This window comes from Pseudomonas sp. St290, assembly GCF_018325805.1.
In the GTDB taxonomy this organism is placed as follows: domain Bacteria; phylum Pseudomonadota; class Gammaproteobacteria; order Pseudomonadales; family Pseudomonadaceae; genus Aquipseudomonas; species Aquipseudomonas bijieensis.
In genome coordinates this window covers 3,650,438-3,671,226 of the sequence record NZ_AP014703.1, presented here as the reverse complement: position 1 = coordinate 3,671,226, position 20,789 = coordinate 3,650,438, and the positions used below count along the sequence as shown (strand labels likewise).

The following is a 20,789-nucleotide window of genomic DNA, read 5'->3' as shown; positions in this document are numbered from 1 at the left end:
TCATGTCCATGCAACGCTTACTGTTATCCCTGTTTATCTGCCTGGGGCTGGTGCTTCCGGCGACCGCCAACGCCTGGTGGCAGGACGACTGGCACTATCGCAAACAGATTTCGGTGGACACCACGCCCCAGGGCGCCGCCATCGCCCAGGCCCTGGGACGCACCGCGTTGCTGGTGCGCCTGCACACCGGCAACTTCACCTTCGACGGCGTCAAGGACGACGGCTCGGACCTGCGCTTCGTCAGTGCCGACGACAAGACCGTGCTCAACCACCAGATTGAAAGCTTCGATCCGCTGATGGGCATGGCGCTGATCTGGGTCGATGTGCCGAGCGTGGAGGGCGGTCAGCGTCAGGACCTGTGGATGTATTACGGCAACCAGAAGGCGCCGGCCACCGGCAGCGGCCAGTTGACCTTCGACCCGGATTACACCGCGCTGTACCACTTCGACGGCGCCACCGGCGTACCGCCCAAGGACACCACGGCCTATGGCAACAATGCCCAGGGCGCGACCGGCACCAGCATCGACGGCGTGATCGGGCGTGCCTTGCAGTTCAACGGCCAGCCGCTGCTGTTGCCCGCCAGCCCTTCGTTGCAACACAGTGCCGGCGCGGCATTCACCTTCAGCACCTGGCTGCGCCAGGACCAGGCCAGCGGCGAGCAGATCGTCCTGGCCCGTCGCGAAGCCGCCACCAGTCTGTTGGTGGGCGTAAACCAGGGTGTGCCGTTCGTGGCGATCAATGACCAGCGCGCGGTCTCGACCCAACCGCTGAATCCCGGCCAATGGCAGCACTTGGCGTTGACCGCCTCGGGCGACCGGGTCGTGCTGTATGTCAATGGACGTGAAGCCGCCAGCCTGGCGCTGGCGATGCCGGCGTTCAATGCGCCGATTGCCTTGGGTGCTGACGTTTCCGCCGGTGCTTTCGCGCCTTTCAGCGGGGCCATGGACGAAGCGCGGTTGTCCAAGGTCGCCCGCCCGGCGCCGTTGCTATTGGCCGACGCCAATGCCCAGGGCGCCGAATCGAAACTGGTGGCCTACGGGGTCGATGAAGAACAGTCCGGCTTCGGTTTCGGCAGCCTGGGTTTCCTGCTCAAGGCCGTGCCGCTGGACGCTTGGGTGATCATTGGGGTGCTGGTGCTGATGATGTTCCAGTCGTGGATCATCATGATCCGCAAGAACCGCATGGTCAGCCGTCTCAGCGCGGCCAACGAAGCGTTTCGCGAGCAGTTCGCCAGGATCGGCACGCGCCTGGAAATGTTCGCCGACGACCAGGACCTCGCCCAGCGCCTGCAACACTCGTCGCTGTGGCGCCTGTACCTGGTGGCCGTCAAGGAAATCCGCACCCGTCGTGAGCAGGGCGCTGATACCTCGTCGGTGTCCGCCGCCACCATCGAGGCGATCCGCTGCTCCATGGACGGCGTGCGCACCCGGGAAAACCAGCAACTGAGTTCGAAGCTCTCGACCCTGTCCAACGCCATTGCCGGCGGCCCCTACATTGGTCTGCTCGGCACGGTATTGGGGATCATGGTGGTGTTCCTCGGCACGGCGATGGCCGGTGACGTCAACATCAACGCCATCGCCCCGGGCATGGCCGCAGCCTTGCTCGCTACCGCCATGGGCCTGTTCGTCGCGATTCCTGCGCTGTTTGGCTACAACCGCCTGATCACCCGCAACAAGGAAGTCAGCGCCGACATGCGGGTTTTCGTCGACGAGTTCATCACGCGCCTGGCGGAAATGCACGGCGAAGGCCAGTCCGGTGAAGCGGCGCAGCGCCGCAACCATCACGCCCAATCGTCCGTACCGGCCTGAGGACATCGCCATGGCTAGCGTAAACGCTTCACACGATGACGACGATGACGCGGCGGTCGACAGCATCAACATCACGCCACTGGTGGATGTGCTCATGGTGGTGCTGGTGATGTTCATCCTTACCGCCACGGCCCAGGTGTCGGGGATCCAGATCAACCTGCCCAAGGCCAGCGCCTCGGTGTCGTTGTCCGAGGCCAAGACCAAGGCGATTTCGGTGAATGACGGTGGCCAGGTGTTCCTTGATGCCTATCCGGTGACCTTGGCCGAGCTGGAAGAGCGCCTGCGCATCGAGAAGGCGCAGAGCCCGGACTTCCCGGTGATCGTGCGCGGCGACGCCACGGTGCAGTACCAGAAAGTCATCGAAGTGCTGGATCTGTTGCGGCGTCTGGAACTGTCCCAGGTCGGTCTCGTCACCGGCAAACCGAGCCAGGGCTGATCATGACCGCCAGACTTCCCATCGATCCGCCTCCCGTGAAGCCCTCGCCGTTGCGCCTGCTCAAGTGGGCCGCCGGCCTGCTGCTCGGCGCCGTGGCGGCCTGGCTGCTGTGGCAGTGGGCCAACGACATGAGTGGCGTGCGCCGCGAAGCACCGAAGGTGCCGACCATCATCCCGCTGCCGCCTCCGCCCCCACCACCGCCGGAGAAACCCAAGGAGCCGGAGCCCCAGGTCGAGGAAAAGGTGGTCGAGCCAGAGCCGACCCCGGAACCCGAAGAGGTCAAGCCCGAGGAAGAGGCGCCGCCATCGCCGGTCGATGACCTGGCGAACCCGATGCAAATGGACGGCGATGCCCAGTCCGGCAACGACGCCTTCAACATCGGCGCCGGCAAGGGCGGCGGCATGGCTGGGGCAGGGGGCGGACGCCTGGGCAATGGCACCTACAGCCAGTTTTTGGCGTTCACCTTCCAGCGCTTGCTGCGAGAAAACCCCGACCTGCGCAGCCTGGCGTTCTCGCTGCAGGCCGATGTCTGGCTCAGTGCCGCGGGCGAAATCACCCGGGTCGAGCTGGTCAAGTCCAGCGGCAACCCGCAAGTCGATGAACAGGTGATTTCCGCGCTGCGTGCGGCGCCCCATTTGAGTGAACGGCCACCGGCCTCCCTGACTTTGCCCGTGCGCCTGTCCTTGCAAGGGCGCCGACCGGGTTAATCGAATTTTTAGAAAGTTTGCCAACAGGAGTTGTGTGCAGATGATTTCCAATGTGAATCGATTGTCGTGGGCGATCGGCCTGGTGGTCCTGAGCCTGGCCGGGCACGCGGTCGCCGCCCCGGCGCCTTCGGAAAACGCCACGATCAATCTGATCCGCCTGCTGGTGCAGCAGGGCGTGTTGAAGCAGGACCAGGCCGATGGCTTGATCGCCCAGGCCGAACGCGAAGCCGTGCAGGCCCGCCAGGCGGCCACGGCGGTTGCCGCAGCGCCGGCCGGTGCGCCAGGGGACGTGCGGGTGCAATACGTGCCGAACATTGTGCGTGAGCAGATCCGCGACCAGGTCAAGGCCGAAGTCATGGCCACTGCCAAGCAGGAAAACTGGGCCCAGCCCAACACCTTCCCGGATTGGGTTTCGCGTATCAGCTTCGATGGCGATATTCGCCTGCGGGATGAGTCGCGCTATTACTCGGGTACCAACAGCAACGAAATCGTCGACTTCGCCCGGCTCAATGATAAAGGCCCCTACGACGTCAACCCCAACAGCAGCTCCAGCCTGCCGCCGTTGCTCAACACCCGCGAAGACCGGGAAAACCTGTTCCGCCTGCGCGCACGCCTGGGCATGAAGGCCGTGATCGCCCCGCAATGGACCGCGGGCATTCGCATCGGTACCGGCTCGGACAACAACCCGGTGTCCACCACCCAGACCCTCGGTGGCGGTTTCGGCAAGAAAGACATCTGGCTCGACCAGGGCTACCTGACCTGGAAGCCATCGGACGAACTGACCCTGACCGGCGGGCGTTTCGCCAACCCGTTTTTCTCCACCGACCTGTTGTATTCCGGTGACCTGAACTTCGATGGCGTGGCGGCGAATTTCAACCACAAGCTCAATCAGGACTGGGGCGTCTTCGGCACCGTCGGCGCGTTCCCGGTGGAGTACACCAACGACACCAGCACCAGCAACGGCAGCGACAAGGAAGAGAGCGACAACAAGTGGTTGTACGGTGCGCAACTGGGGGCCAACTGGGCGATCAACGACAGCAACCGGATCAAGGGGGCCTTGGCCTATTACCGCTTCGACGACATCGAAGGCCAGCGCTCTTCGCCGTGCCAGCCTTGGGCCGGTGATCCAGGCTGCGACAGCGACGGATCGCGGGTGGCGTTCATGCAGAAGGGCAACACCGTGTTCCTGCTACGCGACATCACGCCCAACCCCCTCAATCCTTCCACCACGCCGCAGCCGCAATACGTCGGCCTGGCCTCGGAATTCAACCTGCTGGACCTGAACCTTGCCTGGGACACCGATCTGCCCGAAGACCTGAAGTTGCGCAGCCAGGCCCACTACGTCCACAACCTGGGCTATGACGAGGGCGAGATGCGCAAGCGCTCCGCAGGCCAGTTCGCCAACAACCTGGACGAAAACGGCGAGGTGGAAAGCGGCGCCAACGCCTGGATGCTCCAGTTCACCCTTGGCAACTCCCTGGAACTCAAGCGCGAAGGCGACTGGAACCTGTTCGCCGGCTACAAGTACATCCAGCCGGACGCCTTGCCCGACGGCTTCAACGATTCGTCATTCCATCTGGGTGGCACCAACGCCAAGGGTTATTTCCTGGGCGGCAACTATGGCCTGGCGAGCAACGTCTTCGCCACCGGTCGCTGGTTGAGTTCCGAAGCGGTGTACGGCGCGCCGTACGACATCGATGTCTTGCAGCTTGAAATCAACACGCGCTTCTAAGCGCAGGGAGGCCTCATGAAAAGGCGAGCCAAATACCCATGCCCGGCCGCGTTGCTGGTGCTGGGCCTGCTGCTCGGCGGCGTGGCCCATGGCGAAGGCCTGGAAGAACGGCTGCGGGCACAACTGCGCAGCACTACCGCGCAGTTGCAGGCCCTGCAAAGCGAGCAGGCCCAAGCCAGCGCCGCTCGTCAGGCTGCGGAGGGGCAGGCCAGGGACGCCCAGGCGCAGATCAAGCAATTGACCGCGCAACTGGCCAAGGCCCAGGCCGTGATCGACCAACTGGCCGGGCACCAGCAAAACCTGCAAAGCCAGGCCCAGGCCCAGGTGGCTGCCAGCAACGAACAGGTCGGCAAATTCAAGAAAGCCTATGAAGAACTGCTGGCCCTGGCCCGTGGCAAAGAGACCGAGCGGGCTCGCCTGGAGGGGCAATTGAGCGAGCGTGACACACAAGTGCAGCAATGTTCGGTCAAGAATCAGCAAATGTACGAAGTCGCCAAGACGCTGCTGCATGCCTACGAAACCATTGATGTGACCGACATCATGAAGATCCGCCAGCCGTTCGCGGCCAAGGCCCGGGTGCGTTTCGAGGAGCTGGCCCAAGGCTTTGGCGATGATCTCTACAAGAACCGTTTCGATGCGCCCCAGGCCTCGATCACTCACTGAACAGAACAAGGAAGAATCGCGCATGACCTCAATGATTGAATACGTCGGTGCCAAATCCCTGACCGAGTTGTTGCAGGCCGCTGGCTATCGGGTCAACGAAACCGAGCAGAACGGCATCGTGCAACTGCTCAGCGCCAGCCAGGGCATCGGCTTTGCCGTGCGCTTGGGCAATCCTGCGCCGACAGCAGGCGAATACCTGGACTTCACCTTCAGCTGTGCCTTGCGGGTACAGGGCGAGTTGCCGGCTGGATTGGCAGAGCAATGGAACGCCTCGCGCCGCTTTGCCCGGTTGTCGTTGCAGGGCGGATTCCTGGTGATGGAAATGGACGTGGTGGTGGCGGCAGGTGTGAGTGCCGATCATTTGCGCAGCCATCTGGAGCTGTGGGATCGCCTGTTGCAGGAGTTCATTGTCTACCTGCGTGAGTACAGCCAGAACGCGGCGCGCCTGCAAACCCCGGCCGAGCCTACCGAGGCGCCCTTGGAAGAGGCCGTCGCATCGTGAAAAAGCCGACTTTCGTCATCAGCGCCGCAGCGCTGGGGCTGATCGCCGTGGCGCTTGTGCTGGGCCTGCGGCCGGGCAGCGATCCGGTCGCCGCCGTGCAGACCGCCAGTGTTGTCTCGGTCGACTCGCCGAGTTTGGCCCGATTGGGCAACCAGCAGGTCAGCCCCGATGAACTCAAGGCGTTGCTGGCCGCACTGGCCCCCGAGGTTCGTCAGCAAATGCGTGGCAATCGGGCCGCGCTGGAAGGCTGGATCCGTGCCCGCCTGGCGGAAAAAGCCGTGTTGGAGCAAGCCGATGCCCAGGGCTGGCGCCAGCGTCCGGAGGTGGAGCGCCAGACGCGAGCGGCGGCCGAGCAGATTGTGTTTCGCGACTACTTGCAGTCGGTCAGCCAGGTACCGGCCGGCTATCCCAGTGAAGAAGAGTTGAAGCAGGCTTACGACGCTGGGAAAGCCAACTGGACTGCGCCGGCGTTGTACCGCGTCAGCCAGATTTTCCTGGCCGCGACCGAGCCGCAAACGGTGGAGGCGGTGCGCCGGCAAGCGTTGGAACTGAGCAAAAAGGCCCAGGCCTCGCCGGCCGAGTTTGCCGCCCTGGCCAGCCGTTTTTCCCAGGATCGCACCAGTGCCGAGCGGGGCGGCGACAGTGGTTTCCAGCCATTGCAGCAACTCGTCCCGCCGGTGCGTGAGGCGGTGGCGCGCTTGAAGGTCGGTGCGGTGTCCGACCCGGTGCAGAGCGCGGCGGGCTTTCATGTCATCAAACTCACCGAACAACAACCGCCCCGGGGAGCGACCCTGGACGAAGTCCGCGAACGCCTGACCCAGGCCCTGCGCGCCCAACGCCAGGAGCAGATCGCCAAGGCGTACCTGGACGGCATGCTCGACACGGCTACGTTGAGCATCGATGGCGCGCAGTTGAGCAAGGTGCTGGAGGAGGGGCTCTGACCTCGACAATCTTTGGATGTGAACACCTTTGTGAGGTGAACATCTTTTGTGGCGAGGGGATTTATCTGTGGGAGCAAAGCTTGCTCGCGATGCAAACGCCTCGGTTCCAGGGAGACCGCGTCATCTTCATCGCGGGCAAGCCTTGCTCCCACAGATAACCCCCTCGCCACAGGGAGCCGCGCTGTATCTGGAACGTCGCGCAGCTCCACCGTATTCGTACAACCGACAGGGAGTCACCCATGACCTTCATCGAGCCCGCAGGACGCCAGGCTGTCACCGCATACCGCACACCGTTGCATGCCCCCGACCCCTGGTTGGCAATGGCCAGTGGTATCGAGCCGCAGGTGGCGCAGTGTTTCCTGGTCAGTGCCCGTTGCGGCTGCTTCATGCAAGCGGCCCGCAGTCTCAACGTCAAGGCGACCTGGCTGCGCAAGCAGTTGGCGCAGTTGGAGACGCGCTTGCAGCGCTCGTTGTTCAGCTTCCAGGGTAGCGCCTTGACCCTCAGCCGCGAAGGCCGGCAGTTGCAGGCGCGATTGATCGCCCTGGCCCACGAAAGCGCGCCGCCACTGAACGATCAGCCCTTGATTCGCCTGGCCGTGGCCGAGTCGATTCTGCATGACATCCTGGGGCGCGACTTGATTTCGTTGCTGCGGCGCAACGCCAGCGTGCGATTGCAGATCATCACCCTGGACAGTGAACTGGCGTTGCAAGCCGTCAGCGCCGATCTGGTGCTCTGGTTGAGCGATACCCATGGGGCGGCGCCAGGGCCGAGCTTCGCCACGTTGCCAGCGGATCGACTGGCGCGGCTGGACTATGTGCCACACATCGCCAAGCGCTACTCACGAGCGGCCACGCGCCCGGATTGCCTGGACGACCTGAATGATTACATGCTGGTGCAATGGCAGGCGGACCGACACGTGGACGGCTTCGCCCCGTGGAACGCTTTGATAGAACAACGCCGTGCCGGTGTGGTGCAGGTGCAATCCTACGAACTGATGCTGGAAATGATTCGTTGCAGCGCCTGCATCGGCCTGTTGCCACAGTACATGAGCCGCTTCGACCGAGGCCTGGTGGCGTTGCCGGAAATATTCGGCCTGTCGATGCAGCGGCACTTGTGGATGGCCGTCAATACTCAGACCGAAGGCTCGCCGGAGGTGCAGATGCTGCGTGAATTGATCCAGCACACGCTGGATGAGCGTCGGGATTGGTTCCAGGCATAACCGAAACTGAGTGTAGCCCCCTGTGGGAGCTTGCCTCGCAACCACCCCAGGGCTTTTGTTGGGGGCAGGTTTCCCCACAGCTTGACGCGGCTTATAGTGCTCGGCCTTGTCGCGCCTCCAGGAAGGAGCCCCCATGTCCGAGTCTTCGATCACCCTCGAACGCTTCACCGAAGCCCACATCGCCGGAGTCACCGCGCTCTACAACGACCCGGCGGTGACGCGCCAGGTGCTGCAGATGCGACTGCTGGGTGGACACCCTGGCCATGGCGCGGCTGCGTTGAGGGATTGGCTACTCGGGCAAACGGGCTTTTGCGTACGCCGGCCTCTTGAACCTGTCATCATCCAGCTCCGCAGCATGCCTTGATAGAGGAACAGCCCATGGACGATATACGGCAATTGGGCGAGATGCTTCGTCACTACGCAGACAGCGAAGCGCACAAAAAACAACAGCACCAGGCCCAGTCATTGGTGTGGTCAGAACAGATCAAGGCTTTGTACGAACAAATCGGGCAATGGTTGGCGCCAGTCCTGGCACCCGACCTGTTGACGTTGAATCGTGAGAGCTATGTGGCTCACGGGCCGAGCGTTCCGGTAGAGACGTCCGGTTTCAAGACTGAAAAACTGACCTTGACCATTACCGGTAAACCGGTGGAGTTCGTGCCGGATGTGATGGGCGTGGGTGGGCTGGTTTCCTTGTCGATCATGGGGCTGGCCTCGACCCGCCATGGGAGCATTTCCTTGGTTTGCCAGCCACCATCGGTGCAATGGCAATGGCGGCGGACCAATGGATTGAAAGACCCCGACACGTTCGCTTTCGACGCAGACTTTCTCGCACAACAATTACAGAGCCTGATACCGCGCGATCGAGGCTGACGGTGTGTGGCGAGGAACCTCATCGTCATCGACCTTCTTCCAGGGCAGGCAAAAAATGGCTCATTGGCTATACCTGTAGTTCCGGCCCCGCCTCGTGTGGCTTACAGGAGTGACAGCATGAAGTTTTCGTCGATGATCGGCACTGTTTGCATTGCCTCGCTCGCTTTGGCGGGTTGCTCTAGCAAAGTTACCCAGCCGGATGAGTATTCCGGGTTCCTGGGCGATTACAGCCGGCTCAAGGAAGAAAAGTCGCCGTCGGGGGCCGAGGTCATGCGTTGGGTCGATCCGAAGATTGATCCGGGCAAGTACACCCACCTCTATATCGAGCCGACGCAGCTTTATCCCAAGCCGCAGCCCACCGTGAAGATCCCCGCGGCCACGCTGTACGGCATCACCGCCTATTACGATCAGGCCCTGAAGCGCGAAGCGGGGAAATCCTTGCCCCTGGCGACCAGTCCAGGGCCGGGTGTATTGGTGATGCGGGCGGCCATCACGGCTGTCGGCAGCAAGACCGAAGGCTTGAAACCTTATGAGGTGATCCCGATTGCCCTGGTGGCGGCCGCTGTCAGCACTGCCAGTGGCATTCGCGACCAGGAAACCACCCTGGGTACCGAAGCGGTTTTTATCGACGGTGGCAACAACGCGGTGGTCGCCCAGGTGGTGCGCAAAGGGACGGGCAAACCGTTGTCCAACGAGTCCCAGGTCATGAAGCCCGAGGACGTCAAAGGGGTCATCGATGGCTGGGCGTCGGATTTGCATCAGTCGTTCCTGAAGCTCAAGGCTAAATAGCCACGGATGTCTGCAGTGGGCGCTGGTGACGTCATGTCTTTTTATGTCCGGGCATAGGTCGCAGCTCCATTTCATGGTTAACTCCGGCCTTCACCTTTTTCAAACCTGTCAGAAGGAATCCGTTCATGGCTACAGTCACCCTCAAAGGCAACCCAGTCCAAGTCAACGGCCAATTGCCACAAGCCGGTTCCAAGGCACCAGCCTTTTCCCTGGTGGCCGGCAATCTGTCCGACGTTTCCCTGGCGAGCTTTGCCGGCAAGCGCAAAGTGCTGAACATTTTCCCTAGCGTCGACACCCCGACCTGCGCCACCTCCGTGCGCAAGTTCAACGCCCAGGCCAATGAGCTGAACAACACCGTGGTGCTGTGCATCTCTGCCGACCTGCCGTTCGCCCAGGCACGTTTCTGCGGCGCCGAAGGCCTGGAAAACGTCCAGAACCTGTCGACGCTGCGCGGTGCCGAATTCATCCGCAACTACGGCGTGGAAATTGCCGATGGCCCGCTCAAAGGCCTGACCGCCCGTGCCGTGGTGGTGCTGGACGAAAATGACACCGTGCTGCACAGCGAACTGGTCAAGGAAATCGCTGAAGAGCCGAACTATGACGCGGCCCTGGCTGTTCTGAAATAAGCGGAATGAAATAAGGTCTTTATTACAATTGTTAACGGCCTGGCCCTGTCCAGGCCGTTTTCTTTTGTGCTTCAAGGTCTTAGCCGACGATTCATCAGGTAAGCCCAACGTAAATTGCCGGTAAAGGCGCTTTGCTAAACACCCGCCAGTGCTTATCGTTCAGCCTCCTGTAAAAGAAGTCCACGCGCCCAATGGTTGATCACTCCATGCAATCCTCTGTATCCCGCAATTCCCGTCGCTGGCTGTTCGGCCTGTTCATCGTATTGGTCGTCGCGGCGCTGGCCTGGAAGTTCTGGCCCGCTGGCCCGGCCCAGAAACCAGGAGCAGGGGAGAAGGCCGCGGCGGGGCACGTGGGGCGCTCCGGTGGCATGCGGCCAGGGTTCGGTGGCGCGACGGGGCCGATCCCGGTTCGGGTGGCGCCGGTGGTGAGCGGGGATTTCCCGCTGTACTTCAAGGCGCTGGGCACGGTCACGGCCCTCAATACCATCAACGTGCGCAGCCGCGTGGGTGGCGAACTGGTCAAGATCGCCTTTGAAGAGGGACAAATGATCAAGGCCGGGGACTTGCTGGCCGAGATCGACCCACGTCCGTACCAGAACGCCTTGCTCCAGGCCGAAGGCACGCTGTTGCAGAACCAGGCCCAGTTGAAAAATGCCCAGGTAGACCTTGAGCGGTATCGCGGCCTGTACGCCGAAGACAGTATCGCCAAGCAGACCCTCGACACCGCCGCGGCGCTGGTGGGCCAGTACCAGGGCACGGTCAAGACCAATCAGGCGGCGGTCAACGACGCCAAGCTCAACCTGGAATTCACCAGGATCCGCGCGCCGATCACCGGCCGCGTGGGCCTGCGCCAACTGGACATCGGCAACCTGGTGGCAGCCAACGACACCACGGCCCTGGCGGTCATCACCCAGACCCAACCCATCAGTGTCGTGTTCACCTTGCCGGAGAACAACCTCGACACGGTGCTCGCCCGTTACCGCAGCGGGGCGAAACTGCCCGTCGAAGCCTGGGACCGCGGCGACGTGAAGCTTCAGGCCAGCGGCGTGCTGCAAAGCCTGGACAACCAGATCGATGTCACCACCGGTACCTTGAAGTTCAAGGCTCGCTACGAGAACCGCGACCAGTCGCTGTTCCCCAACCAATTCGTCAATGTGCGCCTGCTGGCCGATACCCTCAAAGGCGTGACCCTGGCGCCGACGGCGGCCATCCAGTTCGGTACCAATGGCACCTTCGTCTATGCCTTGGAGGGCGACAAGAAGGTCACCATCAAGAAATTGAAGATTGGCGCCAGCGACGGTGCGAACACCGTGGTCACCGAAGGCCTGGCCGCCGGCGACCGGGTGGTGCTCGAAGGCACCGATCGCTTGAAGGAAGGCAGTGAAGTGGAAGTGGTCAGTGACAGCCAGGAAGTGCCCACCACGCCGACCGAGCACCTGCAGGGCAAGTCCGCAGCGGCACCCACTGAGCCGACCACGGTCGACAAGGCGAAAAAGGGCGGCGCATGAATCTCTCGCGGCTGTTCATCCTTCGCCCGGTCGCCACCACCCTGAGCATGCTGGCGATCATCCTGGCCGGCCTGATCGCCTATCGGCTGCTACCGGTGTCGGCATTGCCCCAGGTCGATTATCCGACCATCCGTGTGATGACCTTGTACCCGGGCGCCAGTCCCGATGTGATGACCAGCGCGGTCACCGCGCCCCTGGAACGGCAGTTCGGGCAGATGCCGGGCCTGACGCAAATGGCCTCCACCAGTTCCGGTGGCGCGTCGGTGATTACCCTGCGCTTCAACCTCGACATCAACATGGATGTCGCCGAGCAGCAGGTGCAGGCTGCGATCAATGCCGCCACCAACCTGCTGCCCAAGGACCTGCCGGCGCCGCCGGTGTACAACAAGGTCAACCCGGCCGATACCCCGGTGCTGACCCTGGCGATCACCTCCAAGACCATGCTGCTGCCCAAGCTCAATGACTTGGTGGACACCCGCATGGCGCAGAAAATCGCCCAGATCAGTGGGGTCGGCATGGTCACCATCGCCGGTGGCCAGCGCCAGGCCGTGCGAATCAAGGTCAATCCCGAGGCCCTGGCGGCCAACGGCCTGAACCTGGCGGATGTGCGCACGCTGATCGGTGCTTCCAACGTCAACCAGCCCAAGGGCAACTTCGACGGTCCGACCCGGGTCTCGATGCTCGACGCCAACGACCAGTTGACCTCGCCCAAGGACTACGCCGAACTGATCCTGGCCTACGCCAACGGCGCGCCGTTGCGGCTCAAGGATGTGGCACAGATCGTCGACGGCGCCGAAAACGAACGACTCGCCGCCTGGGCCAATGAAAACCAGGCCGTGCTGCTGAACATCCAGCGCCAGCCGGGGGCCAATGTCATCGAGGTCGTGGACCGGATCAAGGCCCTGCTGCCGAGCATCACCGACAACCTGCCGGCCGGCCTGGATGTCACCGTGCTGACCGACCGCACCCAGACCATCCGCGCTTCGGTCACCGACGTGCAGCATGAGTTGCTGATCGCCATCGCCCTGGTGGTCATGGTGACGTTCCTGTTCCTGCGCCGGGTCAGTGCCACGATCATTCCGTCGGTGGCTGTGCCGCTGTCGCTGATCGGCACCTTTGGCGTGATGTACCTGGCCGGTTTTTCCATCAACAACCTGACCCTGATGGCCCTGACCATCGCCACCGGTTTCGTGGTGGACGATGCCATCGTGATGCTGGAGAACATCGCCCGCTTCATCGAAGAGGGCGACAGCCCGTTGCAGGCCGCGCTCAAGGGCGCGAAGCAGATCGGTTTCACGCTGATTTCCCTGACCCTGTCGCTGATCGCCGTGCTGATCCCGCTGTTGTTCATGGCCGATGTGGTGGGGCGCTTGTTCCGCGAGTTTGCCATCACGCTGGCGGTGGCGATCCTGATTTCCCTGGTGGTGTCCCTGACCCTGACGCCGATGATGTGCGCCCGCTTGCTCAAGCGCGAGCCCAAGGCAGAAGAGCAGGGCCGCTTCTATCGCGCCAGCGGTGCCTGGATCGACTGGCTGATTGCCGCCTACGGCCGCAAGTTGCAGTGGGTGCTCAAGCATCAGCCACTGACCCTGCTGGTGGCGATGGCTAGCCTGGTACTGACGGTGGTGCTGTACCTGGCCGTGCCCAAGGGCTTCTTTCCGGTGCAGGACACCGGCGTGATCCAGGGCATTTCCGAGGCACCGCAATCGATATCCTTTGCCGCCATGAGCGAGCGCCAGCAGCAACTGGCGAAAGTGATCCTAGCCGACCCGGCGGTGGAGAGCCTGTCGTCCTATATCGGTGTGGACGGCGACAATGCCACGCTCAACAGCGGCCGCCTGCTGATCAACCTCAAGCCCCACAGTGAACGGGACGACAGCGCCAGCGAGATCATTGCCCGCTTGCAACCGCAATTGGATCGCCTGGTGGGCATCCGCCTGTTCATGCAACCGGTCCAGGACCTGACCATCGAGGATCGGGTCAGTCGTACCCAGTACCAGTTCAGCCTGTCATCGCCGGACGCCGAATTGCTCAGCCTCTGGAGCGGTCGGCTGGTCGAGGCCCTGGCCCAGCAGCCGGAACTGACCGATGTGGCCAGCGACCTGCAGGACAAGGGCTTGCAGGTTTACCTGGTGATCGACCGCGACGCGGCTTCACGCCTGGGCGTCTCGGTGTCGAACATCACCGATGCGTTGTATGACGCCTTCGGCCAGCGGCAGATTTCCACCATCTACACCCAGGCCAGCCAGTACCGAGTGGTGCTGCAAGCCCAGGCCGGAGAGCGGATCGGACCGCAGGCGCTGGACCAGATTCACGTCAAGACCACCGATGGCGGGCAGGTGCGGTTGTCGAGCCTGGCCCGGGTCGAAGAACGCCAGGCGCAACTGGCGATTGCCCACATTGGCCAGTTTCCGGCAGTGATGATGTCGTTCAACCTCGCGCCGGGCGTGGCCCTGGGGCACGCGGTGGATTTGATCGAGAAGGTCCAGCACGACATCGGCATGCCGTTGGGCGTGCAGACCGAGTTCCAGGGCGCGGCCCAGGCGTTCCAGGCGTCGTTGTCGAGTACCCTGTTGCTGATCCTGGCGGCGGTGGTGACCATGTACATCGTCCTGGGCGTGCTGTACGAAAGCTACATCCACCCGATCACCATTCTTTCCACACTGCCCTCGGCGGCCATTGGCGCCTTGCTGGCGTTGATCCTCAGTGGCAATGACCTGGGCATGATCGCGATCATCGGCATCATCCTGTTGATCGGCATCGTCAAGAAGAACGCGATCATGATGATCGACTTCGCCCTCGACGCCGAGCGTAACCAGGGCATGGACCCGCAGACGGCGATCTACCAGGCGGCGTTGCTGCGCTTCCGTCCGATCCTGATGACCACTCTGGCGGCCCTGTTCGGTGCGATACCGCTGATGTTCGCCACCGGTTCCGGTGCCGAACTGCGCCAGCCCCTGGGTTTGGTGATGGTGGGTGGGTTGTTGGTGAGCCAGGTGTTGACGTTGTTCACCACGCCGGTGATCTACCTGTATTTCGACCGTTTGGGGCGGCGGTTTGCCCGACCGGAAGGGAAAGAGGTGCGGGTATGACGGCGGCTCCCGGCATCCTGGGGCATGAGCGCTTTCTGTGGCGAGGGAGCTTGCTCCCGCTGGGCTGTGGGAGCAAAGCTTGCTGCCTCGATTCTGCAAGACCGCATCGCGTCCATCGCGGGCAAGCCTTGCTCCCACATAGCGGGAGCAACTTCCCTCGCCACAAAAGCTTTTATCGCTTGTCGTCTGAAGCCGGGGGCGGTCGTTCATGAACCTCTCCGGCCCCTTCATCCGTCGCCCGGTGGCGACCATGCTCCTGAGCTTCGCCATCATGCTCCTCGGTGGCGTGTGTTTCGGCCTGCTGCCGGTTTCGCCCTTGCCGCAAATGGATTTCCCGGTGATCGTGGTCCAGGCCAACTTGCCCGGGGCCAGCCCCGAAGTGATGGCTTCCACAGTGGCGACCCCGCTGGAGCGATCCTTCGGCGCCATCGCCGGGGTCAATACCATGAGCAGCCGTTCCAGCCAGGGCTCGACCCGGGTGATCCTGCAATTCGACCTGGACCGTGACATCAACGGTGCTGCCCGGGAGGTACAGGCAGCGATCAATGCTTCGCGCAACCTGTTGCCCAGTGGTATGCGCAGTATGCCGACCTATAAGAAGGTCAACCCGTCCCAGGCACCGATCATGGTGCTGTCGCTGACCTCGGATGTATTGGAAAAAGGCCAGCTCTATGACCTGGCGTCCACCATCCTCTCCCAGAGCCTGTCCCAGGTGTCAGGTGTCGGCGAGGTGCAGATTGGCGGCAGCTCGTTGCCGGCGGTGCGCATCGAGCTGGAGCCCCAGTTGCTCAATCAGTACGGCGTGGCCCTGGACGATGTGCGCACCGCCATCGCCGACAGCAACGTACGCCGGCCCAAGGGCTCGGTGGAGGACGACCGGCGCATGTGGCAGGTCCAGGCCAACGATCAGTTGGAAAAGGCCAAGGACTACGAAACGCTGGTCATCCGCTATCAGGACGGCTCGGTGCTGCGGCTCAAGGACGTGGCGAAAGTCACCGACAGCGTCGAGGATCGCTACAACAGCGGTTTCTTCAACGACGATGCCGCCGTGCTGCTGGTGATCAATCGCCAGGCCGGGGCCAACATCATCGAGACGGTCAACGAGATCAAGGCACAATTGCCGGCCTTGCAGGCCGTGCTGCCAGCCAGCGTCAAGCTGAACCTGGCCATGGACCGCTCGCCAGTGATCAAGGCCACCCTGCATGAAGCGGAAATGACCCTGCTGATCGCCGTCGCCCTGGTGGTGCTGGTGGTGTTCCTGTTCCTCGGCAATTTCCGCGCCTCACTGATCCCGACCCTGGCCGTGCCGGTGTCGCTGGTGGGCACGTTTGCGGTGATGTACCTGTACGGTTTCTCCCTGAACAACCTGTCGTTGATGGCGTTGATCCTGGCGACCGGGCTGGTGGTGGACGATGCCATCGTGGTGCTGGAGAACATTTCCCGGCACATCGACGAAGGCGTGCCGCCGATGAAGGCCGCCTATCGGGGCGCCGAGGAAGTGGGCTTTACCCTGTTGTCGATGAACGTCTCGCTGGTGGCGGTGTTCCTGTCGATCCTGTTCATGGGCGGGATCATCGAGAGCCTGTTCCGCGAATTCTCCATCACCCTGGCGGCGTCCATAGTGGTTTCGCTGGTGGTCTCGCTGACCCTCACGCCGATGCTCTGCGCCCGCTGGCTCAAGCCGCACGTGCCAGGGCAGGAAAACCGCTTGCAACGCTGGAGCCAGCGCCTCAATGAGCGGATGGTCCGTGGTTACGCCACCAGCCTGGACTGGGTGCTGCGCCATCGACGCCTGACCTTGCTGAGCCTGCTGGTGACCATCGGTGTGAACGTCGCGTTGTATGTGGTGGTGCCGAAGACCTTCATGCCACAGCAGGACACCGGCCAATTGATCGGTTTCGTGCGGGGCGACGATGGGCTGTCGTTCAACGTGATGCAGCCGAAGATGGAGATCTTTCGCCGGGCCGTGCTCAAGGACGAGGCGGTGCAGAGCGTCGCCGGTTTCATCGGCGGCAACAACGGCACCAACAACGCCTTCATGCTGGTGCGCCTCAAGCCGATCAAGGAACGTAATATTTCCGCACAAAAGGTCATCGAGCGCCTTCGTAAAGAGATGCCCAAGGTCCCCGGCGCTCAGTTGATGTTGATGGCCGACCAGGACCTGCAGTTCGGTGGCGGTCGCGAGCAGACCACTTCGCAGTATTCCTACATCCTGCAAAGCGCCGACCTGGCAACGCTGCGCACCTGGTACCCCAAAGTCGTGGCGGCCTTCCGCGCCTTGCCGGAGCTGACCGCCATCGACGCCCGCGACGGCGGCGGGGCGCAACAGGTGACGCTGGTAGTGGACCGCGACCAGGCCAAGCGCCTGGGCATCGACATGGACATGGTCACCACGGTGCTCAACAACGCCTACAGCCAGCGGCAGATTTCCACCATCTACGACAGCCTCAACCAGTACCAGGTGGTGATGGAGGTCAATCCCAAGTATGCCCAGGACCCGAGTACCCTCGAGCAGGTCCAGGTGATCACCGCCGATGGCGCCCGCGTGCCGCTGTCGACCATTGCCCACTACGAGAACAGCCTGGAGGACGATCGGGTCAGCCATGAAGGCCAGTTTGCGTCCGAGGGCATTTCCTTCGACATGGCCGAAGGTGTCACGGTGGAGCAGGGCACCGCGGCCATCGAGCGGGCAATCGCCAAGCTGGGGATGCCCGAGGACGTCATTGCGAAAATGGCCGGAACCGCCGATGCGTTCGCCGCCACCCAGAAGAGCCAGCCGTTCATGATCCTCGGGGCGTTGCTGGCGGTGTATCTGGTGCTGGGGGTGCTGTATGAAAGCTACATCCATCCGTTGACCATCCTGTCCACCTTGCCATCGGCCGGGGTCGGTGCATTGCTGTCGATCTATGCACTGGGCAGCGAGTTCAGCCTTATTTCGCTGTTGGGGCTGTTCCTGCTGATCGGCGTGGTGAAGAAAAACGCCATCCTGATGATCGATCTGGCGTTGCAACTGGAACGTGCCGGGCAGACGCCGCTGGAGTCGATCCGCAGCGCCTGCCTGCTGCGGTTGCGGCCGATCCTGATGACCACGCTGGCGGCGATCCTGGGTGCCTTGCCGCTGCTGCTCGGCGCCGCCGAAGGCTCGGAAATGCGCCAGCCGCTAGGCCTGACCATCATCGGTGGGTTGGTGTTCAGCCAGGTACTGACGCTTTACACCACGCCGGTGGTTTACCTTTATCTCGACAAGTTGCGCCATCGCTTCAATCGCTGGCGCGGCGTGCGCACTGATGCTGCCCTGGAAACTCCGCTATGACCGACCGTTCGCCTTTCAATCTTGCCGCGACGCTGGCGACCGCCCGTGGCTCGCGGGTGCTGAGCCTGGCGCTGTGCGTGGCGATGCTCAGCGCCTGCGCCATCGGCCCGGATTACCAGCGTCCCGCGGCGGCCGCCCCGGTGCAGTACAAGGAAGCCCAGGGCTGGCGCCAGGCCAACCCCAGCGATGCGCTGGCCCGGGGCGCCTGGTGGGAGCTCTACGGTGATACGCAACTCAACGGCCTGGTGGACAAGCTCAACGCGTCCAACCAGACCGTGGCCCAGGCCGAAGCCCAGTACCGGCAGGCCCGGGCACTGGTGCGCAATGCCCGTGGCGCGTTTTTCCCCACCGTTGACCTGACCGTTGGCAAGACGCGCTCCAGCCAGGGCACCGGCAGCAGCAGTTCGAGCCTGAGCAGTTCGTCCAGCGGCATTCGCGACACCTACAGCGCTCAGGCTGGCGTCAGTTGGGAGGCGGATGTGTGGGGCAAGTTGCGCCGCACCCTGGAAGCCGACGAGGCGAGCGCGCAAGCCAGTTTCGCCGATCTGGCGGCGATGCGCCTGAGCCAGCAATCGGAACTGGTGCAGAACTACTTGCAGTTGCGGGTGATCGATGAACAGAAGCGCCTGTTGCAGACCACCGTCGACAACTATCAGCGCTCGCTGAAAATGACCGAAAACCAGTACCGCGCCGGGGTCTCCGGCAAGGACGCGGTGGCCCAGGCGCAGAACCAGCTCAAGACCACCCAGGGCGACCTGATCGACCTGATCTGGCAACGGGCCCAGTTCGAGAACGCCATCGCTGTGCTGATCGGCTTGCCGCCGGCCGAGTTCAGCCTGGCCGAAACCCAGGACATTCCGTCACTCCCGCAGATCCCGGTGGCATTGCCATCGCAACTGCTCGAACGCCGGCCGGACATCGCCTCGGCAGAACGCTCGGTGATGGCCGCCAACGCCAACATCGGTGTAGCGAAGGCAGCGTACTACCCGGACCTGACCCTGAGTCTCAGCGGTGGCTACAGCAGCAGTACCTACGACAATTGGGTGAGCGTGCCGAACCGCTTCTGGTCGGTAGGGCCGCAACTGGCGATGACGCTGTTCGATGGCGGCCAGCGTTCGGCAGAGGTCGACCGTACCGTCGCGGCCTACGACCAGACCGTCGCCACCTATCGCCAGACCGTGCTCGACGGCTTGCGCGAGGTGGAAAACTATATGATTCAGCTCAAGGTGCTGGAAGACGAAGCCCGCGTGCGCCAGGAAGCCCTGGACGCCGCCCGGGAATCCCTGCGCCTGACCCAGAACCAGTACAAGGCCGGGCTGATTGCCTACCTTGATGTGGTGACGGTCCAGGCCACCGCGCTGAGCAACGAACGCAACATGCTGAGCCTGCAACAGAGCCGGTTGATTGCCAGCGTGCAATTGATTGCGGCGTTGGGTGGTGGGTGGGATGGGCAGTTGCAGGCGGATGAATAAGCCAGGGTGAAGCAAGTCCCTGTGGCGAGGGGATTTATCCCCGCTGGGCTGCGCAGCAGCCCAAATACTACTGCCACTGCGGTGTGTCAGGCAGGATGAGGGGGGGCGCTTCGCACCCCAGCGGGGATAAATCCCCTCGCCACAGGTGAAGCCTTTACAGATAAATCCCCTTATACAGGTGCGCCTTTGCTTGGTCGCCAGTCAGTCCCGCTTTTGGCCGATGCACTGCCTACGTCCTGTCGCCATGGCTTGTTATAGTTCAGGCCTCTTTCAGTCGGTAAAGGATAACTGCCATGTCGCAATACCAAGCGTTCAACGTCGAACTTGCAGACAACATCGCCCATGTGCAGATCAATCGCCCGGAAAAGATCAATTCGATGAATGCCGCGTTCTGGAGCGAGATCATCGAGATTTTCCAATGGATCGACGACACCGACGCCGTGCGGGTAGTGGTGCTCAGCGGTGCCGGCAAGCATTTCTCCTCAGGGATCGACCTGATGATGTTGGCAGGCGTGGCCAACGAGCTGGGCAAGGACGTAGGACGCAATGCACGGTTGCTGCGGCGCAAGATCCTGCAACTGCAAGCCTCGTTCAACGCCGTGGACAATTGCCGCAAGCCGGTGCTCGCGGCCATCCAGGGTTATTGCCTGGGCGGTGCCATCGACCTGATTGCCGCGTGTGACATGCGTTATGCCGCCGAGGACGCGCAGTTTTCCATCAAGGAGATCGATATCGGCATGGCCGCCGATGTTGGCACATTGCAACGCTTGCCCCGGATCATCGGGGACGGCATGCTGCGTGAACTCGCTTATACGGGGCGCACCTTCGGTGCCGACGAAGCACGCAGCATCGGCCTGGTCAATCGTGTCTACAGTGACACCGCCAGCCTGCTCGACGGCGTGATGGGCATCGCCCGGGAAATCGCCGCCAAGTCGCCGATTGCCGTGACGGGCACCAAGGAAATGATCAGCTACATGCGCGACCATAGCATCGGCGACGGCCTGGAATACGTCGCTACCTGGAACGCCGCCATGTTGCAATCGACCGACCTGCGCGTGGCCATGGCTGCCCATATGAGCAAACAGAAACCCGAATTTCTGGATTGAC

General features: G+C 62.7%; 16 protein-coding genes and 1 pseudogene. All 17 read left to right on the top strand.

The genetic code is table 11. The annotated features are described in order from the left end of the window. Window positions 1–8: 8 nt before the first annotated feature. Window positions 9–1,808 carry a DUF2341 domain-containing protein gene (locus PBDP_RS16020; RefSeq protein ID WP_116832533.1) on the top strand — a complete coding sequence of 600 codons (1,800 nt, stop codon included), beginning with the start codon at window positions 9–11 and terminating at the stop codon, window positions 1,806–1,808. Window positions 1,809–1,818: 10 nt separating this feature from the next. Further along, window positions 1,819–2,244, top strand: a complete 426-nt coding sequence (locus PBDP_RS16015; protein ID WP_003201710.1) for an ExbD/TolR family protein — start codon at window positions 1,819–1,821, stop codon at window positions 2,242–2,244. A 2-nt stretch (window positions 2,245–2,246) separates the two neighbouring features. Next, window positions 2,247–2,951, top strand: coding sequence for an energy transducer TonB family protein (locus PBDP_RS16010; RefSeq protein WP_116832532.1), 705 nt, complete (start codon window positions 2,247–2,249; stop codon window positions 2,949–2,951). 40 nt (window positions 2,952–2,991) lie between these two features. Beyond that, window positions 2,992–4,683: a putative porin gene (locus PBDP_RS16005; RefSeq protein ID WP_116832531.1), complete on the top strand. Its 1,692-nt coding sequence runs from the start codon at window positions 2,992–2,994 to the stop codon at window positions 4,681–4,683. A 15-nt stretch (window positions 4,684–4,698) separates the two neighbouring features. Then, a complete protein-coding gene (locus PBDP_RS16000; protein WP_109754231.1) occupies window positions 4,699–5,346 on the top strand; it encodes a DNA repair protein in 648 nt (215 codons plus the stop codon). A gap of 22 nt (window positions 5,347–5,368) precedes the next feature. Then, complete coding sequence (locus PBDP_RS15995) at window positions 5,369–5,848, top strand: YbjN domain-containing protein (protein WP_109754230.1); 480 nt, start codon at window positions 5,369–5,371, stop codon at window positions 5,846–5,848. Beyond that, window positions 5,845–6,789 (top strand): peptidylprolyl isomerase, encoded by a 945-nt coding sequence (locus tag PBDP_RS15990; protein WP_163858476.1) that lies wholly within the window; start codon window positions 5,845–5,847, stop codon window positions 6,787–6,789. The genes PBDP_RS15995 and PBDP_RS15990 overlap by 4 nt, the downstream gene beginning before the upstream one ends. Before the next feature lie 239 nt (window positions 6,790–7,028). Further along, window positions 7,029–8,009 (top strand): LysR substrate-binding domain-containing protein, encoded by a 981-nt coding sequence (locus PBDP_RS15985; RefSeq protein ID WP_212800923.1) that lies wholly within the window; start codon window positions 7,029–7,031, stop codon window positions 8,007–8,009. 133 nt (window positions 8,010–8,142) lie between these two features. Continuing rightward, window positions 8,143–8,247: pseudogene (locus tag PBDP_RS15980) on the top strand (GNAT family N-acetyltransferase); the annotation flags it as partial. 140 nt (window positions 8,248–8,387) lie between these two features. After that, entirely contained in the window at window positions 8,388–8,882 is a 495-nt protein-coding gene (locus PBDP_RS15975; RefSeq protein WP_109754226.1) for a hypothetical protein, read from the top strand. Window positions 8,883–8,999: 117 nt separating this feature from the next. After that, window positions 9,000–9,671 carry a DUF3313 domain-containing protein gene (locus tag PBDP_RS15970; protein ID WP_109754225.1) on the top strand — a complete coding sequence of 224 codons (672 nt, stop codon included), beginning with the start codon at window positions 9,000–9,002 and terminating at the stop codon, window positions 9,669–9,671. Window positions 9,672–9,796: 125 nt separating this feature from the next. Next, window positions 9,797–10,297 (top strand): thiol peroxidase, encoded by a 501-nt coding sequence (tpx, locus tag PBDP_RS15965; protein WP_109754224.1) that lies wholly within the window; start codon window positions 9,797–9,799, stop codon window positions 10,295–10,297. Between the two features lie 191 nt (window positions 10,298–10,488). Next, window positions 10,489–11,805, top strand: coding sequence for an MdtA/MuxA family multidrug efflux RND transporter periplasmic adaptor subunit (locus tag PBDP_RS15960; RefSeq protein ID WP_212800922.1), 1,317 nt, complete (start codon window positions 10,489–10,491; stop codon window positions 11,803–11,805). Continuing rightward, window positions 11,802–14,897 (top strand): MdtB/MuxB family multidrug efflux RND transporter permease subunit, encoded by a 3,096-nt coding sequence (locus tag PBDP_RS15955; RefSeq protein WP_212800921.1) that lies wholly within the window; start codon window positions 11,802–11,804, stop codon window positions 14,895–14,897. The genes PBDP_RS15960 and PBDP_RS15955 overlap by 4 nt, the downstream gene beginning before the upstream one ends. Before the next feature lie 208 nt (window positions 14,898–15,105). Next, window positions 15,106–18,210, top strand: a complete 3,105-nt coding sequence (locus PBDP_RS15950) for an efflux RND transporter permease subunit (protein ID WP_212800920.1) — start codon at window positions 15,106–15,108, stop codon at window positions 18,208–18,210. Continuing rightward, a complete protein-coding gene (locus PBDP_RS15945; RefSeq protein ID WP_212800919.1) occupies window positions 18,207–19,682 on the top strand; it encodes an efflux transporter outer membrane subunit in 1,476 nt (491 codons plus the stop codon). The genes PBDP_RS15950 and PBDP_RS15945 overlap by 4 nt, the downstream gene beginning before the upstream one ends. 293 nt (window positions 19,683–19,975) lie before the next feature. Next, window positions 19,976–20,788 (top strand): crotonase/enoyl-CoA hydratase family protein, encoded by an 813-nt coding sequence (locus tag PBDP_RS15940; protein WP_109754218.1) that lies wholly within the window; start codon window positions 19,976–19,978, stop codon window positions 20,786–20,788. Window position 20,789: the final 1 nt, after the last annotated feature.